Here is an 18,905-nt window from a genome sequence, read left to right as displayed (position 1 = left end):
GCGCTTGTCATCAACTGTCACGATTGCCCCGGGCAGGTTCAGCTGGCAGACAGGCGAGGGCTGATAAAAAACCTTCGCCCGGCAGGAGCTGGGTGACGACAGGGGGCACACAGGCCGGGACTACGTCCCGGCCTTTTTTCATGTCGAAAAGGGCGATCGCCGGATCAATGCCAGTCAGTTAAGGAAATGCTAGGAGCGAGGCTTGCCCGCGATGGACTCCAGAGCGTCGCGTTGATCCAGTCAATACGCGCTACCGCTAACGACCATCGCGAGCAATCGAGCGTCGACCGGCTGCTCCTGCAGGGGACCACCTCGCTTGACTGACAGGCATTAATCAGCGGATCGCTTTTTAGTGTCTGCGATCAGGGGCAGGGAGCATGGCACCAGGGCGAGGACGCAGCGGGAGCGCGGTGTGTCGAGCGCAAAGCTCTGGCCCGGCCCTTTGGCGAGCGTGGCGGTTGCCGAAGGGCTACCGTTCGTCCGACGGATGGAATTGGCAAGCACCAGTCACTGCGTCATGCTGTCGACAGATATCGTAGTGCCACTACTTTGCTTGTAGGGCAATTCTCCAGGTGTCGTACTCCCCCCCTTTTGCTGGCGAGATAGGTTTTTTGATGATGCTGTTGATCCTGTCCGAGTCTAGGCATGCCGGATAAGGCATTGGCCGAGGAACAGCGCCTGGCCGCCCTGTATGCCCTGGAGCTGCTGGACACTGCCCGCTGCGAGCGTTTCGACCGCATCTGCCGGTTGGCCGCGCAGTTCTTCAAGGTGCCCACGGCGCTGATCACCCTGGTGGATCGTGATCGGCAGTGGTTCAAGTCGCGGGTGGGTTTCGTCGCCACGCAGACTCCGATCGATCAGTCGTTCTGCGCCTACACGATCAAGTCCGACGATGTGTTCGAAGTGGAAAATGCGCGCCAGGATGTGCGTTTTCACGCCAATCCGTTGGTGACCGAGGCGTCGGGTATCGGTTTTTATGCCGGTGCGCCCCTGATCACCTCCACCGGGCATGCCATCGGCAGCTTGTGCATCATCGACAAGCACCCGCAACGGCTCGATGCAGCCGAGCGCCAGCAGCTGCGCGACCTGGCGTCCCTGGTGATGGAGCAGATCGAGCAGCGCCAGCGCCAAACCCGTCGCGATCCGGTCAGTGGTCTACCCAACCGCGAGCAGTTCCAGCGCGACCTGCACGATCTGGCGGACCAGCATCCAGGGGAACGACGAGTGCTGGTGCTGGTGGATGCAGTGGACATGACCGTGGCCCATGAGCTGACGCTGGCCATGGGCATGGCGCCCTTCGAGACCATTGTGCGGTTCCTTGCCCAGCAGTTGCTCGCCTATCTGGGCCGGCATGTGCGGGTGTATCACGTCTCGGCCAAGCGCTTCGGTTTCCTGCTGCCTGCGGACCCGGCGGTGGAGCGCTTGCTCGAGGGCCTGGTGCGCCGCCTGCGTCGCCAGCCGCCAGGTCTGGAGCTGCCGATGATCCCCGCGGTATGTGGGGGCATGGTGGAGTTCTCCACGAACCACGATGCCGTGCCGGACGTCTTGCGCAAAGCCATGTTCGCCCTCGAACTGGCCGCCCTGGAGCGTTGTACCTGGGCGCCCTACGATGTGGTGCGTGACCAGGCCTATCGACGTGCGTTCAACCTGGCCTCGGACATCAGCGAAGCCCTGGCCACCGGGCAGATCTACTTGATGTTCCAGCCGCGCTTCGCCTTGCCCGATGGTGAGCAGGTCAGCGCCGAGGCGCTGATTCGCTGGGATCATCCCTGGCTGGGGCCGATTTCCCCGGCGGAGTTCATTCCAGTGATGGAGCGCAACGCCCAGATCCACCAGGTGACCCACTGGCTGATCAACGCTGTACTGCACAAGTTGCACCTGTGGAGGGGAAGCGAAGTGCAGCGGCTGTCGATCAACCTCTCGCCGCAGGATTTCGAGGACCAGGACATCGCCGATGTGCTGCGCGATGCGTGCCTGCGCCACCGCATCGATCCTCGCTGTCTGGAGGTGGAAATTACCGAGGGTGCCTGGCTGCGTTCCAATCCGAAGGTGCTGGAGCAGCTGAGCAAGATCCGCGCCCTGGGCATGGATGTGGCCATCGACGATTTTGGCACCGGCTACAGCAACTTCGCCTACCTGCACCAGATTCCGGCCAACGTGGTGAAACTCGACAAATCCATGGTGACCGACCTGGAGAGCAGCGCCCAGCACCAGAAGATCACTCGTTCGGTGATCGCCCTGGCCCGCGAGCTGGGTTATCGCACCGTGGCCGAGGGAATCGAGAGCTTCAAGTGCCTGCAGATGCTGCGTTCCTTCGGCTGTGACGAGGCCCAGGGTTACTTCCTGGCCCGGCCCATGGCCCAGGACAAGTTCCTGGCTCGCAGCGACGCGCAGCGCTTTCCGCTGCAGGGTGGTTTCTAGGGCGCGCCGAGCGTCCTGGCCTCGGGTTTCAGCGTTGCGCTGCCACCAGGAGCAGCATCGGGCGTTCCCGCTCCTCTTCCAGCGCCGGTTGGGCGCTTACCTGTTGTGGCGTCGGTCCCCATTCCTCGACATGGCGGATGCTGAAACCGCTGGCGATAAGGCTGTTGAGCAATGTGCCCAGGGTCCGGTGCTGCTTGACCACCCCTTCGGCTAGCCAATGGGTCACCCGCTCGCCTTCCTCCTGGTAACTGTCCACTGGCCAGGACTTTCGGCCTTGCTCATCCACTTGCCAGCCGGGGGTGCGCGGGGCCATGAAGATCGGGTGCTCGATGGAGAACACCAGGTACGCACCAGGCACCAGGGCCGTGTAGATCCGGGCGAACAAGGTGTGCAGGTCCTTGATGTAGTGCAGGGTCAGGGAGCTGTAGGCCAGGTCGAGGCTGCAGGCTGGCAAGTGCAGTTGTTCCAGGTCCGCCTGCCGGTAATGGATGTTTATGGCCGAGGTGGTGTCACGCGCGGTGGCCAGCATTTTCTGCGAGACATCCAGCCCCAGCACCTGCTGGGCGCCGTGGTCGCTAGCCCAGCGGCAGAACCAGCCGTAACCGCAGCCCAGGTCCACCACGTTCAGGCCATGCATCGGTGGTAGCAGCGCTTGCAGGGCCGGCCATTCCGGGGCTGCGTCGAGGCCGCCGAGAGAGCGTCCCAGCTGACCATAGGCCTGGAAAAAGGTGGGGTCGTCGTAGATGTTCTGGGCCATGTCACAGCTCCTTCAGTCGTGTGTGCCGCCCGTGGTTTCGGGTAGATAGGCAAATGAAGCGGCTGAGGGGCTTTTCCCTCGAAAGGCACGACGCAGGTATCGTCGGTGGCCGGGCAGGGTGGTGCGGGACTGTTGGCCATTTTAGCCAATCAGGGGCGCGGGCCGTCGGGTGCTTAACCTTTCTATACAAAATCCGAACACTTCATGATGAATGGTCTAAAGCCGCTCATTAGGCTGCTATCGGCAGGGGTCTTTGCTGTCGATGGCAGGCCTTGCCGTTTTCTTCCAGCCTGAATACCCAAGGGATTGCTTGATGATGAAGTTCGTCAGAGTCATGGCGAGTTGCGGTGTACTGATGTTCGGCGTGGCCAGTTGCAGCAATGCCACGGTACAGCAGCCTTACTCGCGGCGCTGCGAGTTGCCGGCCGTGGCTGCCCAGGCCAGGCAAGTATCGGCTCCCGGCGGAGCCTGGTGCGTGGGCAAGGCCGGTTTCACATTCCAGGATCCTACGCGTGCGGAGCCGTTTTCCACCGTCGCCAATGCGCGTCGCGAGCTGGCGCTGAAGGTCTGGTACCCGATTGCCAACCCTGCTCGCCAACGGCCTCGTGCCGAATATGCCGAACCCGAAGCCCTGAGTGCGATGAAGGCTGCGGGCGAGGTGCAGGTCGCCAGTCACTCGGCTGCTGGAGCCACGATGCAGATGCACCGTCAGTATCCGGTCCTGCTGTTTTCTCCCGGCCTGGGCGCGGTAGCCGAGTTCTATAGCGGCCTGCTGGAAGACCTGGCCAGTCGCGGTTATGTAGTGGTGGCCATCAATCACCCCTACATTTCCGCCGTGACGGTGCTGCCGGGGGGGCGGGTCATTCCTCTTCTGGATGTCCTCGAGCAGGATGACAAGAAACTGGCGGGCGCCGCGCCGCTGGTGGTGGCGGATCTGCGCAGTACCCTGGATTGGCTGGAGCAGCGCAACCGGGAGCCGGAGCACCTGCTGGGCGGGCACCTGGACCTGACCCGCATCGGTGCTCTGGGCCATTCCTTCGGCGGTTCAGCCGCCTTGCAGGCAACACGGCTGGACCCGCGCCTGCGAGCGGCAGCGAACCTGGATGGCACCATCCAGGGCGATCTGAGCGGCCCCTGGGTCAAACCAATGTTGTTGTACGCGGCCGGCAATGACCCGCAGGATGCCAGCATGGAAAAAGTCGGTAACGCTCACCGTGGATCGTGGGCGTACAAGGTCCTGGAGGACGCGGGGCACCACGACTTCACCGACGGGCGCTGGGTGCTCCCTGGGCCGGTCATCGAAGCCATGGGGGACGATTTCGGCAGTGTCGACCGCAGTCTGGCACTGCGCATCCTGCGCAGCGATCTCGGCAGTTTCTTTCATCGCTACCTGGGCGGTCCCTGAGTCCTCCCTCAATCACAGGTGCAAAAAAACGGCCAGGCGAGGTGATCCCCTGTAGGAGCAGTCGGTCGACGCTCGATTGCTCGCGATGGTCGCTTACGGCCGTGTGTTGACTGGATAAACGCAGCGCCCTGAAGTCCATCGCGGGCAAGCCTCGCTCCAACCATTTCCAGCTGCAGGGTCGGTTTCCTGTTTCTGCAGAGAGGGTCCGGGTGCCAGGTTTCACCCGGTGCCGCTATGCATTATCGTGCGCTGCGCACCGAGCGATCGGTAACGCATCAATGCAAGCGGGTCCTCAAGGACGAATGGAGTTCGCCGGGCCGGTACCCAAAGCGAGGAATCATGGGCAAGACGCGAGTGACAGGCACGACCCTGGAGTCGATCCGTGCTGCCGAGACGGCATTGGGACGAACCTTGCCCAGGTCGTACGCGGATTGGCTGCTGGAGCACAACGGCAAGGCACTGGGCGCCCTGGAGGTGTTCCCGGTTTTCGATGCCCGTGATCCACGCAAGACCTGGCAATCGATAGTCCGTCATGTCGAGGAGGGCTGGCAGGCCTGGCAGGACAACTTCCGTGACGACGAGAGGGACTTTTCCAGCTTGTTGCCGTTCGCCCAGTTCGGCACAGGTGACTATTACTGCTTCGACTATGCCGCGCTCGGCGATGCCGGTGAGCCCGTGGTGGTGCTGTGGTCCCACGAGACGGGCCGAACCTCTGCCGTTGCGGACAGCTATGCGGCTTTCCTGGTCGATCCCGATCGGCCGGGATAGGACCCAGGCTGGCGCCGCACAGGGTTTTCATCCCATGAAGCGCTACCGCGCTGCTGTCGATTGTGCTGAAGGCACGGTTGGCGGTTTCTCGGTACTGGCGGCCTGCGGCATCAGGTTGACGCCGAAATGATCATTGCCTGAAGGCTTCCTGCCGGGTGTTGGCGAGGTCACGGCAATGATCGTTGCCTGCTCCGGACGGCGCATCGGCATGACCACGCTGGTGTCCGCGTTGAGGTAACTGGCCATCGTCGCCAGGGCGAGGCCAACAAACGGTGAGGCCGAGCCGGTGTCACCCAGGCGCTGGGTCAAATCGTAGCTTTCGCGCGAGTCGAGCAGATCCAGCGGGCTGTGTGCGGCGGTGAGCGCCGGCAGCAGTTGCGCCAGGGGTGTGGTGTGCGGACCACCGTCAAAGAACACCCGAACCGCTTTCTGCGCGAGTCCGTCAGTGGCCTCTTTCCAGCCAGCGACCAGTTTGGCAGCCAGGGCGTCACCCTTGAGGCGTTCGCCATTGTCTGGCCGCAGCAATGACACCGTGACCGGCCGATGCAGTCTGGCCAGCACTGGTTGCGCATCCCATTGCTCGAACGCGCGCTGAGTCCAGGGTTGAGGAATGAAGGTCGTAGGCTGGAACTCCACGGCGGGCTCCTTCCTGCCCCAACCAGTGAACTCCGGGTCGATTCTGTTCTTGTTGACCTTGGCAAATTGCGCGTAGTAACGCAGCCATTCGACGCGCTCGGGGCGCCCGACAACCATGGCAACCATGGTGTCGGTGAGCTCGCCCGGCTTGCGTGGGCCAGGCCCGCCAATCAATGGTGCCTTTTTCGCCGACAGCGCAAACGACATGCTGAAACCTTCCACGTTGTAGACCAGCACAGCGGGGAGGTCGGGGTTCTGTTCGAACAGGTTGAACAGGTTGTCCACCAGGCCTTCGGGGGTATCACTGCAGACCACGCCATCTTGCAGGTTGCGCACGCGATGCCAGTGAAGGCCCGCTTCCGGGCGGTAGCGGTTGACCATGCCCGAGAGCATTTCCCGGGTTCTTTCCGGGGAGTAGCGCAGGTTCGGCGTGTCGGGATTCCAGCCACGCACGACCGTGATGGTCGGGATCGGCCACTTCTCCATGAAGCCGCGCAGGCCCAGCTCCAGCGCATCGGCCTTGCGCTTGTCATAGGCCAGGTCTTTGTCGTCGCCATCCACCGGATACTGTTTCGGGTCGGTGGGCAGGATGCTGCCCACGTGGAGGGCCTTGGTCTGCCTTGCATTCTGTTCCTGCAAGGCTTTCCAGGCTTGGCCCTGACGGAACACGTCGAGGCTCAGGCCAATGGCGAGCACATCCAGTGTGTCCAGGTGGGGTGAGGAAGCAGGGGCGCGATAACGGGCATCAACCGGCATGGTGGCGGTCCCCTTGGCCGAGGTATAGGCAGTCACGGGTGAAGCTGCGCTGGCAAAGCAACGGCTGACCGTGGATGAATGTTCAGCCGCCTGAACCAGAGGGCTGGTCAGGAGCAGGCTGGTGAAAAAACAACTGGCAACCTCGAGGCGCATCAGGCGATGCCCCCACAACGGACAGGCTCGCCTTTGATGAGTTTGGTCCGGGGCTGAGTGGCCACTGTTGGGCATTGTGATCGATTGGCTGGAACAGGTTTTTTCGGCTGGGCGGCGTCAGTCATTGCGCATTTCCTCCATGAACATTATCCCGTTGGTCCCGACGATTGGGGGCAAGCGTCTGTCCGGGTTGCTGGCTGCTACCCGACGCCAGTCGGTGGGTGTCGTGATGAGCAGACCTGGTGAGTTGCTGAGCTTCATTGTGCTCCCATCGGGTGATGACCCCTGCACGCAGCCAGGTCATGACGGATTTGTCGGCCGATGCCTATGGGCGCTGCACCTCAAATACGAACGGGTCCCCCTGAGTCGGGAAGTGCAACAGGTACTGCGCCACCGGCTTCTTTTCACCAGGCACCCGATAATCCACTGTCAGCCCGGTCGGGTTGTTTTCCTGCTCCGCTCCCAGGTAGGCGTTTTCCGGATAGCTGAACGGGTGGCGGGGCGTCTTGCGAATGGCCGAGCAAGAGGCGAACAGCGGCGGTAACCCGTACAAATGCTGACCCTGAACCAGCAACACCTGGGTGTACCGATCACCATGGCCACTGCTGACGTACTGCATCTCCACGCAGGTCGCGGTGCCTTGGCGCCAGACCGTGGCTGTCGCCAGGTTTTCCGGGCGGATGGGATCGCCGACGGGCCATTGCGACGGGGCGAAGTTGATTGCATCGCGCAGTGGCCAGCGTTGTTTGCCGATCGTGAGGGCCTCGCCATCGAAGACCATTTCGGGCGTGCCTTTGGGCGGATCGAGATCCAGCCCATCGGGTGCGCTCCACTGCTGGTCAAAACGCTCGAACGCCGGGCGCATGGCATTGACCCAAAGGCAATGCCGTGGCGACTCCGAGCAGGGCATGGCCAGTTCAATACCGGGCCCTGTGAACAGGTTATCGCCCAGGGACTGATAAAAAGCACGGTAATCGGTGAACCGTACCGGGGAGGCCTGTACCAGAAGGGGCAGGCTTGCGCCGAAAAGCAGGCTCAGACAACGGACGAGTTTTCTCATCGATGCCCCTTGGCGCCGGATGCCTTGATGTACCCTGGATGGGGGGTCCAGAAGATCGTTTTGCCGGTAGCAACCACCCATAAATGCCCGAACCCACTTTGAACAGTGAGCTGAAAGACGCGTAGCACAAAGCTTTCAGCAGTGTTAGTCAAAGACCAACCGCCTTGATCTGTTTTCGATGGGGCAATGTGAAACGCCGATGGCACCTAGGGGTGGTGCTGGCTGAGGTCTCGCTGCTGTTTGCGGATGCATTCGCAAGCGGACCTCGAGACGGCCCCAGCTGATTGCAGTCATGTACATGCACCGCTGGAGGCCTTGGAAATACTTGGAGCGGGTGAAGGGAATCGAACCCTCGTTATCAGCTTGGGAAGCTGGAGTAATGCCATTATACGACACCCGCTCGAACGGCTGACTTTGTACCAGATGTGGCCGTGGATTTGAAGTTTTTCTTTATCCAACCCGTGCTTACGTGTTTTTTCAGAGCGTTGCAGGCGCGCCACACGCCTGGGAACAGTGCTGGTCCGAGGACGAGTGGTGGCCTGGAGGAACGGCATCAACTGGCACGTGCATGTTGGTCCTGCGCAGGGTGGGGACGGTTGCGGATGTCGTACTGACCCGGCTCGAGGAAGCTCAGCAGCACCTGGCGACTGTCGCGACAGGCCGTCTTGTGTTCCATGTCGAGAAAGTGCCCGGTGGCCTGGATGGTACTGAAGCTCGAGTGCTGTACATGGTGGGCGAACAACTGGGCGTCCCTGGCCGAGGTGTACTCGTCCCATTCGCCGTTGACGAACAGCACGGGCACCTGGATGTTCCTCGCCGCCTTGATGTAGCACTGGCGGTCGCCGTTGAGCACGTGACTGATGTGAAAGTGCATCTGCCCGTATTCATGTTCGGCCAGGCTGCTCACATGACGGTAGTTGAAGCGCTTGAACAGCGATGGCAGGTGCTTGCCGATGGTGTCGTTGACCAGGTGCCCGACGCGGTGGCGGTCGAGGTTGCCGAGGTAGTCGACCCCCCGTTCCAGGTAGTCGCGCATCGGCTCGTTGATCACCGGCGAGAACGAACTGATCACGGCCTTCTCGATGCGCCGTGGACGTTGGGAGAGTGCCTGCAGGGTCGCGGCCCCGCCCCAGGAAAACGACAGCACATGCTCGGCCCTGAAGTGCTCGATCAGTTCCAGCAGGATCTGCCCCTCGATTTCCTTGGTCAGCATCCGTTCGTGTCGGTTGTGCGCCTTGGAGCGGCCGGCATAGGGCTGGTCGTAGAGCACCACGTTGAACTGCGGATGGAGGTTCTTCACGGTCTGGGCAAAGGACGCAGTGGTGGCCATCGAGCCGTTGACCAGGATGATGGTCTTGTCTGCGGCATCTGCGCGATAGAACTCCGTGTAAACCCGATACTGACCCTGTATATCCAGCACAGCGATTTCTGGCCTCATGTCATAAGACTCCTGGCAAGCGGGTATGCGCGCATACGATGAGTGTGCACGGTCAATGTGACAGGTAGGCATACGCCTGGAATGAAAGCCCATGCCGATCCGTTAATGCAGGTCGACGGGTGTTGTTATAGGCGGGCGGTTTACCGGGGGAGAATGCAGAGCTGGCAGGGCTCAGGCCGGCAAGAGGTTTCTTGATATGTTTTGTGACTGGTCGGTCACGATTCGGCCGACGGACTGATTCAAGCAGGGCAATCCCGAACCTGCAAGTGCCGTTGGGTAAATTGTTCGACAGCTTCCGCCCAGTGGTCGTCCCGGGCGCAAACCGTCAGATCAGGCGGATCTCGGCGTCGTGCAGTGCGCGGTATTCGCCGGGGGCCAGGTCCGGGTCGAGCACCAGTGGACCCATGCACTCGCGGTGCAGGCGCACCACCTTGTTGTCGAAGTGGCCGAACATGCGCTTGACCTGGTGATAGCGCCCTTCGACGATGCTCAAGCGAGCGCTGCGGGGACCGAGGATCTGCAACTGCGCGGGCAGGGTAGTGAGGTCTTCGAAGGCGAAATACAGGCCTTGGGCGAAGGTTTCGACGTACTCGGGACCGATCGGTTGCTCGGTTTCCACGTAATAGAGCTTGGGCAGCTTGGTCTGAGGCTGGGTCAGGCGTCGTGACCAGTTGCCGTCGTTGGTGATCAGCATCAGCCCGGTGGTGTTGTAGTCCAGGCGTCCGGCGATGTGCAGGTCCTCTGGCCCGGGCTCGTGGATCAGGTCGAGCACGGTCTTGTGCTCGGGGTCACGGGTAGCGCTGACGCAGCCCATGGGCTTGTGCAGCATGAAGTAGCGCGCTGGCTTGCCGGCCTGCAGCACTTCGTCGTCCAGTTCCACCCGGCTGAACTCACGGACCTCGGCCTTGGGGTCACTGACCGGCTGGCCGTCGATGCGCACACGCCGTTGCACCAGCAACAGGCGTACCTGCTGTCGGTTGAACCGGGGCAGGTTGCTGAGGAAACGATCAAGGCGCATGGGGCAAAGAACCGGCTGGCTGCGGATGCGGGTTCATGGTGGCGTGGCCTGGGCCGCGCGCAGTTGGGCCTCGACCCCGGCACAGCGCGGGCACAGGCAGGACTGGTTGCGCAATTCGGGCGCCAGGGCCTCGATAATGGCCGGGTCGATGTTCACACCGTAGCACCAGCAACTCCGGTCGACAGTGCGTGGGTCAGCCAGGGTGCAGTCGTTGCGAGCACCGCAGGCAGGGCAAGAATCAGGTTTGTTCATGATCGAGGCAGGGCATTTCATGCAGGTTCTGTGGAGTCCGGTCTGCTGGGCGCGGCGCATCGCGTGCCTGGCACAGGGCAGACTGTGCAGGGTGTCTGCCGTTGGCCGGCGGGTCAAGCGGTCACTGACGTTCAGGGGCGGCCTGACGCCGACAGGGCGTTCTCAAGGGGACGGCGAACCCGGGTTACCGGTGGTCGCAGGACATGTATCAATGTGTTGCATAAAACGCACTGAAAGGCGTTTTTACGGTCAGATATTTCGTCAACCAGCCTGTTGCTGGTTGCCGCCTGCCAGCGTCGCTGGCGTGGCTTCTTCGCGGTCCAGGAGGCCGCCATGTATCGTCGACTTCTGCTGATTGCCTTGTTGGCTTCGAGCCTCTCTGCGTGTGCCCCTTATTACGGTGGAGGTTATTACGACTCACAGGTCTACCGTTCCTCGGCGCCGGTTTATGACTACGGCGGCCCTTCCTATTACTACTCCACCGGCCGCGGGTACTACCCACCGCGTTATTACCGGCCAGCGCCCCGTTATTACCAACCGGGCCCCCGCTACTATCAGCCACCGCGTGCGGTGTACCGGCCCTATCCGAGCCATGGTTGGGGCGGACACGCCCGTCCAGGCAACTGGGGCAACGACCAGGGGGGCAATCACGATTGGGGTGGTCATGGCGGACGGGGCAACCATGACCGAGGCGACCACGGCCGGGGTGGCCGTGGTCATTGAACCCTGGTTTCCGGCCGTTGCCAGCGGTGCTGGCGGTCAGTAGTCCGTGAGGTCCGCCAGTGGATGGCGGCCTTCCCAGGCCTTGTGGAAATGCGCTTGCACCACGGCCTCCGGCACGCCGTTGATATCGGGCCAGTGCCAGCGCGGTCGCTGGTCCTTGTCGATCAGGCGCGCACGCACCCCTTCAGCGAATTCCGGGTGCCGGCAGCAGTTCAGGCTCAGGGTGTATTCCATCTGGAACACCTGTTCCAGGGACAGGTAGCGGGCCCGGCGGATCTGTTCCCACACCAGGTGGGCAGTCAACGGGCAACCTTCGCCAAGGGTCTTGGCCGCGCGGCTGTAGAGGGCATCCGGATGGTTCTGCAACTGGCTGATGGCGCGCCAGGCACACGTCACGTCGCTGACATCCAGCCACTGGTCGATCTGTTGCCGGCGCGGCAGCCATTGGGCCTCGGGCATCTGTCCCAGGGCTTCCTGCTGCAGTGCCCGGAACAGGCTGTTGAGCTGGCGTGGAGTCTGTTCCTGCCAGTTCAGTTGCAACAGCCCTTCGATCAGTTCCTCTTGCTGTTCATCCAGCAGGAAACGGTCGGCGAGGTCCAGGTCCAGGGCATCGCGGCCGTTGATATGGGCGCCGGTGAGGCCCAGGAACAACCCCAGCTTGCCGGGCATGCGCGAGAGGAACCAGCTGGCGCCCACGTCGGGATACAGGCCGATGCTGATTTCCGGCATTGCCAGGCGGCTGCTGGGGGTGACGATGCGGATCCCCGCGCCTTGCAACAGGCCCATGCCACCGCCGAGCACATAACCGTGGCCCCAGCAGATCAACGGCTTGGGATAGGTGTGCAGGCGATAGTCCAGGCGATATTCCGCGGCGAAGAAGTGCCCGGCCAGGGCCGGCACCTCGCCCGGATTCGCCAGGCAGGCCTGGGCCAGGCTACGTACCTCACCCCCGGCACAGAAGGCCTTGGCACCGTTGCCACGCAACAGCACACAGACGACTTGCGGATCCTTGGCCCAGGCTTCCAGGCGCTCGCTCAACTGCTGGATCATGGGCAGCGACAGGGCGTTGAGGGTCTTTTCCGCGTCCAGGGTGGCGATGGCGATACGTGCACCATCGGTGCCGGTGAGTTCTTCGACGTGCAGGTTCATCGTGACCTCGATGGAAAACAAGAGCGGTCAGTATGATCGCTGTGGGGGAAAGTGCCGGTTCTGTGTCAGATCAATTGACAAGCGAAGTCGGCTTTCCTAGGGTGCGGCCATTGTTTTTTTCACGGGCATGGCCATGACTGCTGACGATCGTATCAAACTCGAACCGAGCTGGAAGGAGGCCTTGCGGGCCGAATTCGAACAGCCCTACATGAGCGAATTGCGGGAGTTCCTGCGCCAGGAACACGCTGCCGGCAAGGAAATCTACCCACCGGGCCCGATGATCTTCAACGCTCTGAACTCGACGCCGCTGGACAAGGTCAAGGTGGTGATCCTTGGCCAGGACCCCTATCACGGGCCGGGCCAGGCCCATGGGCTGTGCTTTTCGGTGCAGCCCGGAGTACCCGCGCCGCCCTCGCTGGTGAACATCTACAAGGAGCTCAAGCGCGACCTGAACATCGATATCCCCAATCACGGCTACCTGCAGAGCTGGGCCGAACAGGGGGTGCTGATGCTCAACACCACCATGACCGTGGAGCGGGCCAATGCGGCGTCCCACGCGGGCAAAGGCTGGCAGTTCTTCACTGACCGGATCATCGAAGTGGTCAGCGAGCACCAGCCACACCTGGTATTCCTGCTCTGGGGCGCCCATGCCCAGAGCAAGCAGAAACTGATCGATGCCACCAAGCACCTGGTGCTGACCTCCGTACACCCATCGCCACTATCGGCTTATCGCGGATTCCTCGGTTGCGGGCATTTCAGCCGGACCAACAAGTTCCTCGAGCAGAGTGGCGAAGCCCCCATCGAGTGGCGCCTGCCGCCGCTGTGAGGAACATCCTGCAGCCGCTACAGAGGGCCTTTGTTCCAGTGGCGGAACAGGGGCTCGGCGAGGAACAGCACGAACAACAGCCGCATCACCTGCATCGCCGTCACCAACGGCACCGACAGCTGCAGCACCTCGGCCGTCAGGCTCATTTCCGCAATACCGCCGGGCATCATGCCCAGGGTCAGCGAACGCAGGTCCAGGCGGGTCAGCACACTCAGCGCGAGGGCCGCGAGGCCGGCGATCAGCATGCTCAGGGCCGTACCCAGCAGGGTACGGCCCATGAATGACGGCGCCCGGCGAAAGAACTGCCGGTTGAAGTGACAGCCCAGGCCGCTGCCGATCAGCCACTGGCCCATCTTGCTGGCGCCGTCGGGCAGGCCGATATGCAGGTTCCAGGTGAGGCTGACCACGGCGCTGAGCAGCAGTGGACCGAACAGCCACGGATTGGGTTGACGCAGCCGTTGCCAGAGCCAGGCCAGCAGCGCGCCTGCGGGAAACAGCAGGGCCAGCCAGCGCCAGTCGACACTGGCCGCTTGCAGCACCGGTGTGCCTTGCCCCAGCAGGTACTTGAACGCCGCCGGCACACACAGCACCACCGTCAGCACTCGCAGGCTCTGCCCGGCCGCCACGCGGCTGAGCACCGCGCCGTTGCGTGCGCCGAGGTTGACCATCTCCCCCGAGCCGCCGGGCATGCTGGAGAAAAAGGCAGTGGCGCGATCTTCCCCGGTACGTCGCAGCAGCCAGACGGCCACGACGCTGGACAGGCTGGTGACCAGGGCGCCACAGAAGATCAGGCCGAAGTGGCTCATGACCTGCTCCATCACCTGTGGCGTGAAGTGCAGGCCGATGCCAATGCCCACTATCCATTGTCCGCACTTGCGTCCGCCGGGGATCTCCGCCAGTTGCCAGGGGGTCAGGCAGCGCACCAGGATGATCGCCAGCAACGAGCCGACCATCCAGGGCAATGGCCAGCCGACCTGGCTGGCGAGGTAGCCGCCGGCCAGGCCGACCAGGGGCGTGCCCCACCAGTGCCGGGCAGTAGCTTCAGACATCGGCCACCACACGCTGGCGGGCCGAACGCTTGCGCCATATCCGCAGCAGCGGCATGCACAGCATGAAGACGGTCAGCACCCAGACCCCGACGGTGATCGGGCTCGACCAGAGGATCTCCAGCGCGCCGTTGGAGATCGACAGTGCGCGGCGCAGGTTCTGCTCCATCAGGCCCCCGAGAATGAAACCCAGCAGCACGGGGGACAGCGGGAAATCGAGCTTGCGCAGGATGTAGCCGAAGATGCCGATGCCGACCATCAGGAACAGGTCGAAGGTGGTGGCGTGCACGGCGTAGACGCCGATCCCGGTGATGATCGCGATCGCCGGCACCAGGGCCCAGTTCGGCACGGCGAGGATGCGGGTGAAGATCCGGATCATGGGGATGTTGAGGATCACCAGCATGATGTTGGCGATGAACAGCGAGGCGATCAGGCCCCAGACGATGTCCGGCTGCTGCTGGAACAGCAGCGGGCCAGGCGTGATGTTGTACAGCGACAGGGCGCCGATCATCACCGCGGTGGTGCCCGAACCCGGTACGCCCAGGGTCAGCATCGGCACCAGGGCGCCGCAGGCCGAGGCACCGATCGCGGTTTCGGGAGCCGCCAGGCCGCGCTTGTCGCCCTGGCCGAACGTGCCGCTGGCACCGGCGATGCGTTTTTCGGTCATGTAGGCCACGGCGCTGGCCAGGGTCGCGCCGGCTCCGGGCAGCACGCCCATGATGAAGCCCAGCAGGCCGCAGCGCATGTTCACCATGAACACCGAGGCCGCTTCCTTGACGTTGAACATCATGCGCCCGGTGGCCTTCACCGCTTCCTGGCCGCGATGGGTCTTCTCCAGCAACAGGAGGATCTCGCTGATGGAGAACAGGCCCAGCACCAGCACCACGAACTGGATGCCATCGGCCAGGTGGATGTTGTCGCCGGTAAAGCGGTACACGCCGCTGTTGGCGTCGATGCCCACGGCCGACAGGAACAGCCCGATCAGCGCGGCGATAAAGGTCTTCAACGGCCGGTCGCCGGCCATGCCGCCCAGGCAGACGATGGCGAACACCATCAGCACGAAGTACTCCGCCGGGCCGAAGGCGATCGCCCACTTGGCCAGCAGTGGGGCGAACAGCACCATGCCGCAGGTGGCGATCAAGGCGCCGATGAATGAGCTCCAGGCCGACAATGACAGCGCCACGCCGGCCAGGCCCTGGCGGGCCATGGGGTAGCCGTCCAGGGTGGTCATCACGGTCGAGGCTTCGCCGGGAATGTTCAGCAGGATCGAGCTGATCCGGCCGCCGTATTCGCAGCCCAGGTACACCGCGGCCAGCAGGATCAGCGCCGATTCCGGCGGCAAGCCCAGGGCGAAGGCAATGGGGATCAGCAGTGCCACGCCGTTGATTGGGCCCAGGCCCGGCAACAGCCCGACCACGGTGCCGATCAGGGTTCCGGCCAGGGCGGTGACCAGGTTGTAGGGGCTCAGTGCGACGCCGAAGCCCTGGCCCAGGTAGCTGAGGGTATCCATATCAATTCTCCAGAACGTCGAGCAGGCCAAGGGGCAGGGGCACGTCCATGACTCGGTCGAACAGCCAGTAGAGGGCGACACTGAGCAGGCCAATGATCACCAGGCTGGGCAGCCAGCGGCCGCCGTACAGACGCGCCATCGGCACGCCGGCCAGGATGCCGGCGAGGATGAAGCCCAAGGGTTCGAAGGTTCCGGCGAACACCAGCAGCAAGGCCACGCAGAGGGCGATCTTGGTCAGGGTCTGCCGGTCCAGGGGCGGTTCGTCGTCGCTGTGCTTGATTGGCGCCGGGCGAAACAGCATGTACAGCAGCGCCATGCCCATCAGCCCGAGCATCAGCAGGGGAAAGGCCCGTGGGCCCACCGGTTCATAGGAAAACGCGGCCTGGTACGGCCAGGCCATCAGTGCCAGACCGGCACAGGCCAGCAGCAACACCGCGGCGAAGAGACGTTGAACGAGCATGGCTAACTCCCGGGCCCGACCCTCTATGCGCAAGGGGCGGGCCGTCAGAAAGGATCGGTCACTGGATCAGGCCGAACTCTTTGGCCAGGGTCTTGTAGTCGGCCACCTGCTTTTTCACATAGGTGTCCAGTTCAGGGCCGGTCATCGCGAAGGGAAACAGCTCGCGCTGGTCGCGCAGCTTGGCGAACTCCTCGGAGGCCAGCAGCTTGTCGAAGGCGTTTTTCCACCAGGCGTATTCCTCGTCGCTGACTTTCGGCCCAAGGTAGAAACCGCGCACCACCGGCCAGACGATGTCGTAGCCCTGTTCCTTGGCCGTGGGGATGTCCTTCATTTCCGGCTCGTCCAGGCGCTGCTCGGAGAACACCGCCAGCAGGCGCATGTCGCCGGCCAGGATGTGCGGCATGGAGTCGGAGATGTCGGTACTGCCCACCTGGATATGCCCGCCCAGCAGGGCGGTGGCGATCTCGCCGCCGCCTTCCAGGGCCACGTAGCGCAGGTCGCGCGGATTGATCCCGGCGGCCTTGGCGATCAGTGCGGTCTGCATCCAGTCCTGGCTGCCGACGGTGCCGCCGGAGCCGATCACCACTTTGCTCGGGTCTTTTTTCAGGGCCTGGACCAGGTCGTCGAGGTTCTTGTAGGGCGAATCGCTTTTTACCGCGATGGCGCCATAGCTGGTGCCCACCGCCGCCAGCCAGTGCACGGCGTTTTCATCGAAGCGGCCGAACTTGCCCTGGGCCAGGTTCAGCAGCGATCCGCTGGACCAGGCCACCAGGGTCCCGGCATCGGCCGGGCGCTGGGCTACCACGGCGTTGTAGGCCACGGCGCCAACGCCACCGGGCATATAGGTCACGCGCATCGGCTTGCTGAGGATCTTCTCGTTGACCAGGGCGCTTTGCACCAGCTTGCAGGTCAGGTCGAAACCACCGCCAGGGGAGGCCGGGGCGATGCATTCCGGGCGCTTGGGTTCGGCAGAGGCCGCCAGCAGTTGGCCGGCAAACAGCAGGCAGCCGGCGGCGAGGGCGAGTTTACGCAGTGAAAAATCCATGATCGTCTCCACAGGAGTTGTTGTCGGTATGCCCGGGTCGTCCTCGACCCATGGGCGCGGAGGCCGGCTTGCCGGCCCCGCCATGGAATGGCCCGTGGGTTACCACAGGGCCACGCTGTAGCTCACCAGCAGGCGTACTTCGTCCGCATCGCGAGCCGAATAGTTGGAACGGTAGGTGGCATTGCGCAGGCGTACCGCGACGTCCTTGAAGGTACCGCTTTGCACCACGTACTTGATCTCGGTGTTGCGTTCCCATTCCTTGCCGGTGTCGCCGTTTTTCAGGGCGATGTTGTCACCGCGCAGGTAGCGGGTCATGAAGCTCAGGCCGGGCACCCCCAGCTTGGCGAAGTCGTAGTCGTAGCGGGCTTGCCAGGAGCGCTCCTCGGCGCCGGCGAAGTCGTTGATCTGCACGAAGTTCACCAAGTACGGATCGCTGCCATCCACGTAGGGAAAAGCGCTGTCGCCGGACATGTGCTGGTAGCCGGCACTGAGTTTATGGCCGTTGAGGGCGTAGCTCACCAGGCCGTTGAGGGACTTGTTGTCGATCTTGCCGCCGCGGGCCTGGCCCTGGTCGTCGCTGATGGCCAGGCGCAGGTCGGTGGCGAAGGTGCCCGGGCCCATGGGCCGGGAGGCGACCAGGCCGAGGAAATGCTGGCGGTAGACATCGTCCAGTTGGGCGAAGTGGTAGCTGCCGGTGATCTTGTCGGTGAACTTGTAGTCCAGGCCGCCGAAGTTGAAGTGCTTGCCGGCCACGGTGCCGGCGAAACGGCTGTTCTTGTTGTTGAGGCGGATGTCCTCGTAGTTGCTGTCGTCGCGGTCCTTGGCCTTGTTGAGGCGGCCGCCGGTGAAGGTCAGGTTCTTGATCTCCCTGGAGGTCAGCAAACCGCCCTCGAACGTCTGCGGCAGGATGCGCCCGTCATTGGGCTTGAGGATCGGCAGTTCCGGGATCAGGCTGCCGATCTTCAGTTCGGTGGCGGAGATCTTCACCTTGCCGGTCAGGCCGAGCTTGGAGTACTGGTCGGCCGCGCGCCCGTCATCGTGGGTCGGCAACAGGCCGGTGCCGGTGCGATCGGGGCTGGAGTCGAGCTTGATCCCGAGCATGCCCAGGGCGTCCAGGCCAAAACCCACGGTGCCGTCGGTGTAGCCCGACTGCAGATTGAGCATGAAGCCCTGGGCCCATTCATCGCGCTTTGATTGCTGGGCGCTGGTGCCGTCGCGAAAGTCTCGGTTGAAATACATGTTGCGGGTTTCGAAGGTGGCGCTGCTGTCTTCGAAGAAGGCGGCCTGGGTCAGCGGGGCGACACCGGCAAGGGCGGCGGCGCTGGCAAGGGCGGTCGGGGTCAGGCGGGAGAAACGCACAGGCGTGGTGGCCTGAGGGTGCGTGGATGGCATCCGGTGGTACTCCGTTATTGTTCTTATTTTGATGAAAACGCATCTAGGCGTTTTGCATGTCGGCGGAGTTCGGCAGGGCTGCCGAAACTT

16 protein-coding genes, 1 tRNA gene and 1 pseudogene are annotated in these 18,905 nt (G+C 63.1%); 5 read left to right on the top strand and 13 right to left on the bottom strand.

Annotated features, from left to right (window positions below):
• Window positions 1–645: 645 nt before the first annotated feature.
• Entirely contained in the window at window positions 646–2,421 is a 1,776-nt protein-coding gene (locus LGQ10_RS11805) for a sensor domain-containing phosphodiesterase (protein WP_226525629.1), read from the top strand.
• Window positions 2,422–2,449: 28 nt separating this feature from the next.
• Here the strand turns inward: LGQ10_RS11805 and LGQ10_RS11800 are convergent, their stop codons facing one another.
• Window positions 2,450–3,178, bottom strand: a complete 729-nt coding sequence (locus LGQ10_RS11800) for a class I SAM-dependent methyltransferase (RefSeq protein WP_226525628.1) — start codon at window positions 3,176–3,178, stop codon at window positions 2,450–2,452.
• A 316-nt stretch (window positions 3,179–3,494) separates the two neighbouring features.
• Here LGQ10_RS11800 and LGQ10_RS11795 point away from each other — a divergent pair, with 316 nt between their 5' ends.
• Window positions 3,495–4,583, top strand: a complete 1,089-nt coding sequence (locus LGQ10_RS11795) for an alpha/beta hydrolase family protein (protein ID WP_226525627.1) — start codon at window positions 3,495–3,497, stop codon at window positions 4,581–4,583.
• Window positions 4,584–4,922: 339 nt separating this feature from the next.
• The gene (locus tag LGQ10_RS11790) at window positions 4,923–5,351 is read left to right on the top strand and encodes an SMI1/KNR4 family protein (protein ID WP_226525626.1); all 429 of its coding nucleotides are present in this window, start codon (window positions 4,923–4,925) and stop codon (window positions 5,349–5,351) included.
• A gap of 63 nt (window positions 5,352–5,414) precedes the next feature.
• Here the strand turns inward: LGQ10_RS11790 and LGQ10_RS11785 are convergent.
• The 6 genes and pseudogenes from LGQ10_RS11785 to LGQ10_RS11760 all read right to left on the bottom strand — a co-directional run.
• Window positions 5,415–6,896: pseudogene (locus LGQ10_RS11785) on the bottom strand (DUF2875 family protein); the annotation flags it as partial.
• Window positions 6,897–7,221: 325 nt separating this feature from the next.
• A complete protein-coding gene (locus tag LGQ10_RS11780; protein WP_226525625.1) occupies window positions 7,222–7,956 on the bottom strand; it encodes a hypothetical protein in 735 nt (244 codons plus the stop codon).
• 326 nt (window positions 7,957–8,282) lie between these two features.
• Window positions 8,283–8,356 (bottom strand) — tRNA-Gly (locus LGQ10_RS11775).
• A 153-nt stretch (window positions 8,357–8,509) separates the two neighbouring features.
• Window positions 8,510–9,394: an alpha/beta fold hydrolase gene (locus LGQ10_RS11770; protein WP_058435025.1), complete on the bottom strand. Its 885-nt coding sequence runs from the start codon at window positions 9,392–9,394 to the stop codon at window positions 8,510–8,512.
• Between the two features lie 325 nt (window positions 9,395–9,719).
• Window positions 9,720–10,412 (bottom strand): pseudouridine synthase, encoded by a 693-nt coding sequence (locus LGQ10_RS11765; RefSeq protein ID WP_058435026.1) that lies wholly within the window; start codon window positions 10,410–10,412, stop codon window positions 9,720–9,722.
• Between the two features lie 33 nt (window positions 10,413–10,445).
• Window positions 10,446–10,664: a cysteine-rich CWC family protein gene (locus LGQ10_RS11760; RefSeq protein WP_058435027.1), complete on the bottom strand. Its 219-nt coding sequence runs from the start codon at window positions 10,662–10,664 to the stop codon at window positions 10,446–10,448.
• 333 nt (window positions 10,665–10,997) lie between these two features.
• On the opposite strand from LGQ10_RS11760, the gene LGQ10_RS11755 reads away from it, so the two are divergent.
• Window positions 10,998–11,387, top strand: a complete 390-nt coding sequence (locus tag LGQ10_RS11755; protein WP_226525624.1) for a hypothetical protein — start codon at window positions 10,998–11,000, stop codon at window positions 11,385–11,387.
• Window positions 11,388–11,423: 36 nt separating this feature from the next.
• On the opposite strand, the gene LGQ10_RS11750 is transcribed toward LGQ10_RS11755, so the two are convergent.
• Entirely contained in the window at window positions 11,424–12,536 is a 1,113-nt protein-coding gene (locus LGQ10_RS11750; RefSeq protein WP_058433447.1) for an enoyl-CoA hydratase/isomerase family protein, read from the bottom strand.
• Window positions 12,537–12,669: 133 nt separating this feature from the next.
• Here LGQ10_RS11750 and ung point away from each other — a divergent pair, with 133 nt between their 5' ends.
• Window positions 12,670–13,362 (top strand): uracil-DNA glycosylase, encoded by a 693-nt coding sequence (gene ung / locus LGQ10_RS11745; protein WP_226525623.1) that lies wholly within the window; start codon window positions 12,670–12,672, stop codon window positions 13,360–13,362.
• Window positions 13,363–13,379: 17 nt separating this feature from the next.
• On the opposite strand, the gene LGQ10_RS11740 is transcribed toward ung, so the two are convergent.
• The 5 genes from LGQ10_RS11740 to LGQ10_RS11720 form a co-directional block, all read right to left on the bottom strand.
• The gene (locus LGQ10_RS11740; RefSeq protein ID WP_226525622.1) at window positions 13,380–14,411 is read right to left on the bottom strand and encodes an AbrB family transcriptional regulator; all 1,032 of its coding nucleotides are present in this window, start codon (window positions 14,409–14,411) and stop codon (window positions 13,380–13,382) included.
• Window positions 14,404–15,918, bottom strand: a complete 1,515-nt coding sequence (locus LGQ10_RS11735; protein ID WP_058437283.1) for a tripartite tricarboxylate transporter permease — start codon at window positions 15,916–15,918, stop codon at window positions 14,404–14,406. Before LGQ10_RS11735 ends, LGQ10_RS11740 begins: the two co-directional genes overlap by 8 nt.
• 1 nt (window position 15,919) lies before the next feature.
• Window positions 15,920–16,378: a tripartite tricarboxylate transporter TctB family protein gene (locus tag LGQ10_RS11730; RefSeq protein WP_058437282.1), complete on the bottom strand. Its 459-nt coding sequence runs from the start codon at window positions 16,376–16,378 to the stop codon at window positions 15,920–15,922.
• A 58-nt stretch (window positions 16,379–16,436) separates the two neighbouring features.
• Window positions 16,437–17,423 carry a Bug family tripartite tricarboxylate transporter substrate binding protein gene (locus tag LGQ10_RS11725; RefSeq protein WP_226525621.1) on the bottom strand — a complete coding sequence of 329 codons (987 nt, stop codon included), beginning with the start codon at window positions 17,421–17,423 and terminating at the stop codon, window positions 16,437–16,439.
• A gap of 99 nt (window positions 17,424–17,522) precedes the next feature.
• Entirely contained in the window at window positions 17,523–18,815 is a 1,293-nt protein-coding gene (locus LGQ10_RS11720; RefSeq protein WP_058438549.1) for an OprD family porin, read from the bottom strand.
• Window positions 18,816–18,905: the final 90 nt, after the last annotated feature.

Source organism: Pseudomonas sp. L5B5 (assembly GCF_020520285.1).
Taxonomy (GTDB): domain Bacteria; phylum Pseudomonadota; class Gammaproteobacteria; order Pseudomonadales; family Pseudomonadaceae; genus Aquipseudomonas.
This window is presented reverse-complemented; position numbering and strand designations above follow the sequence as displayed.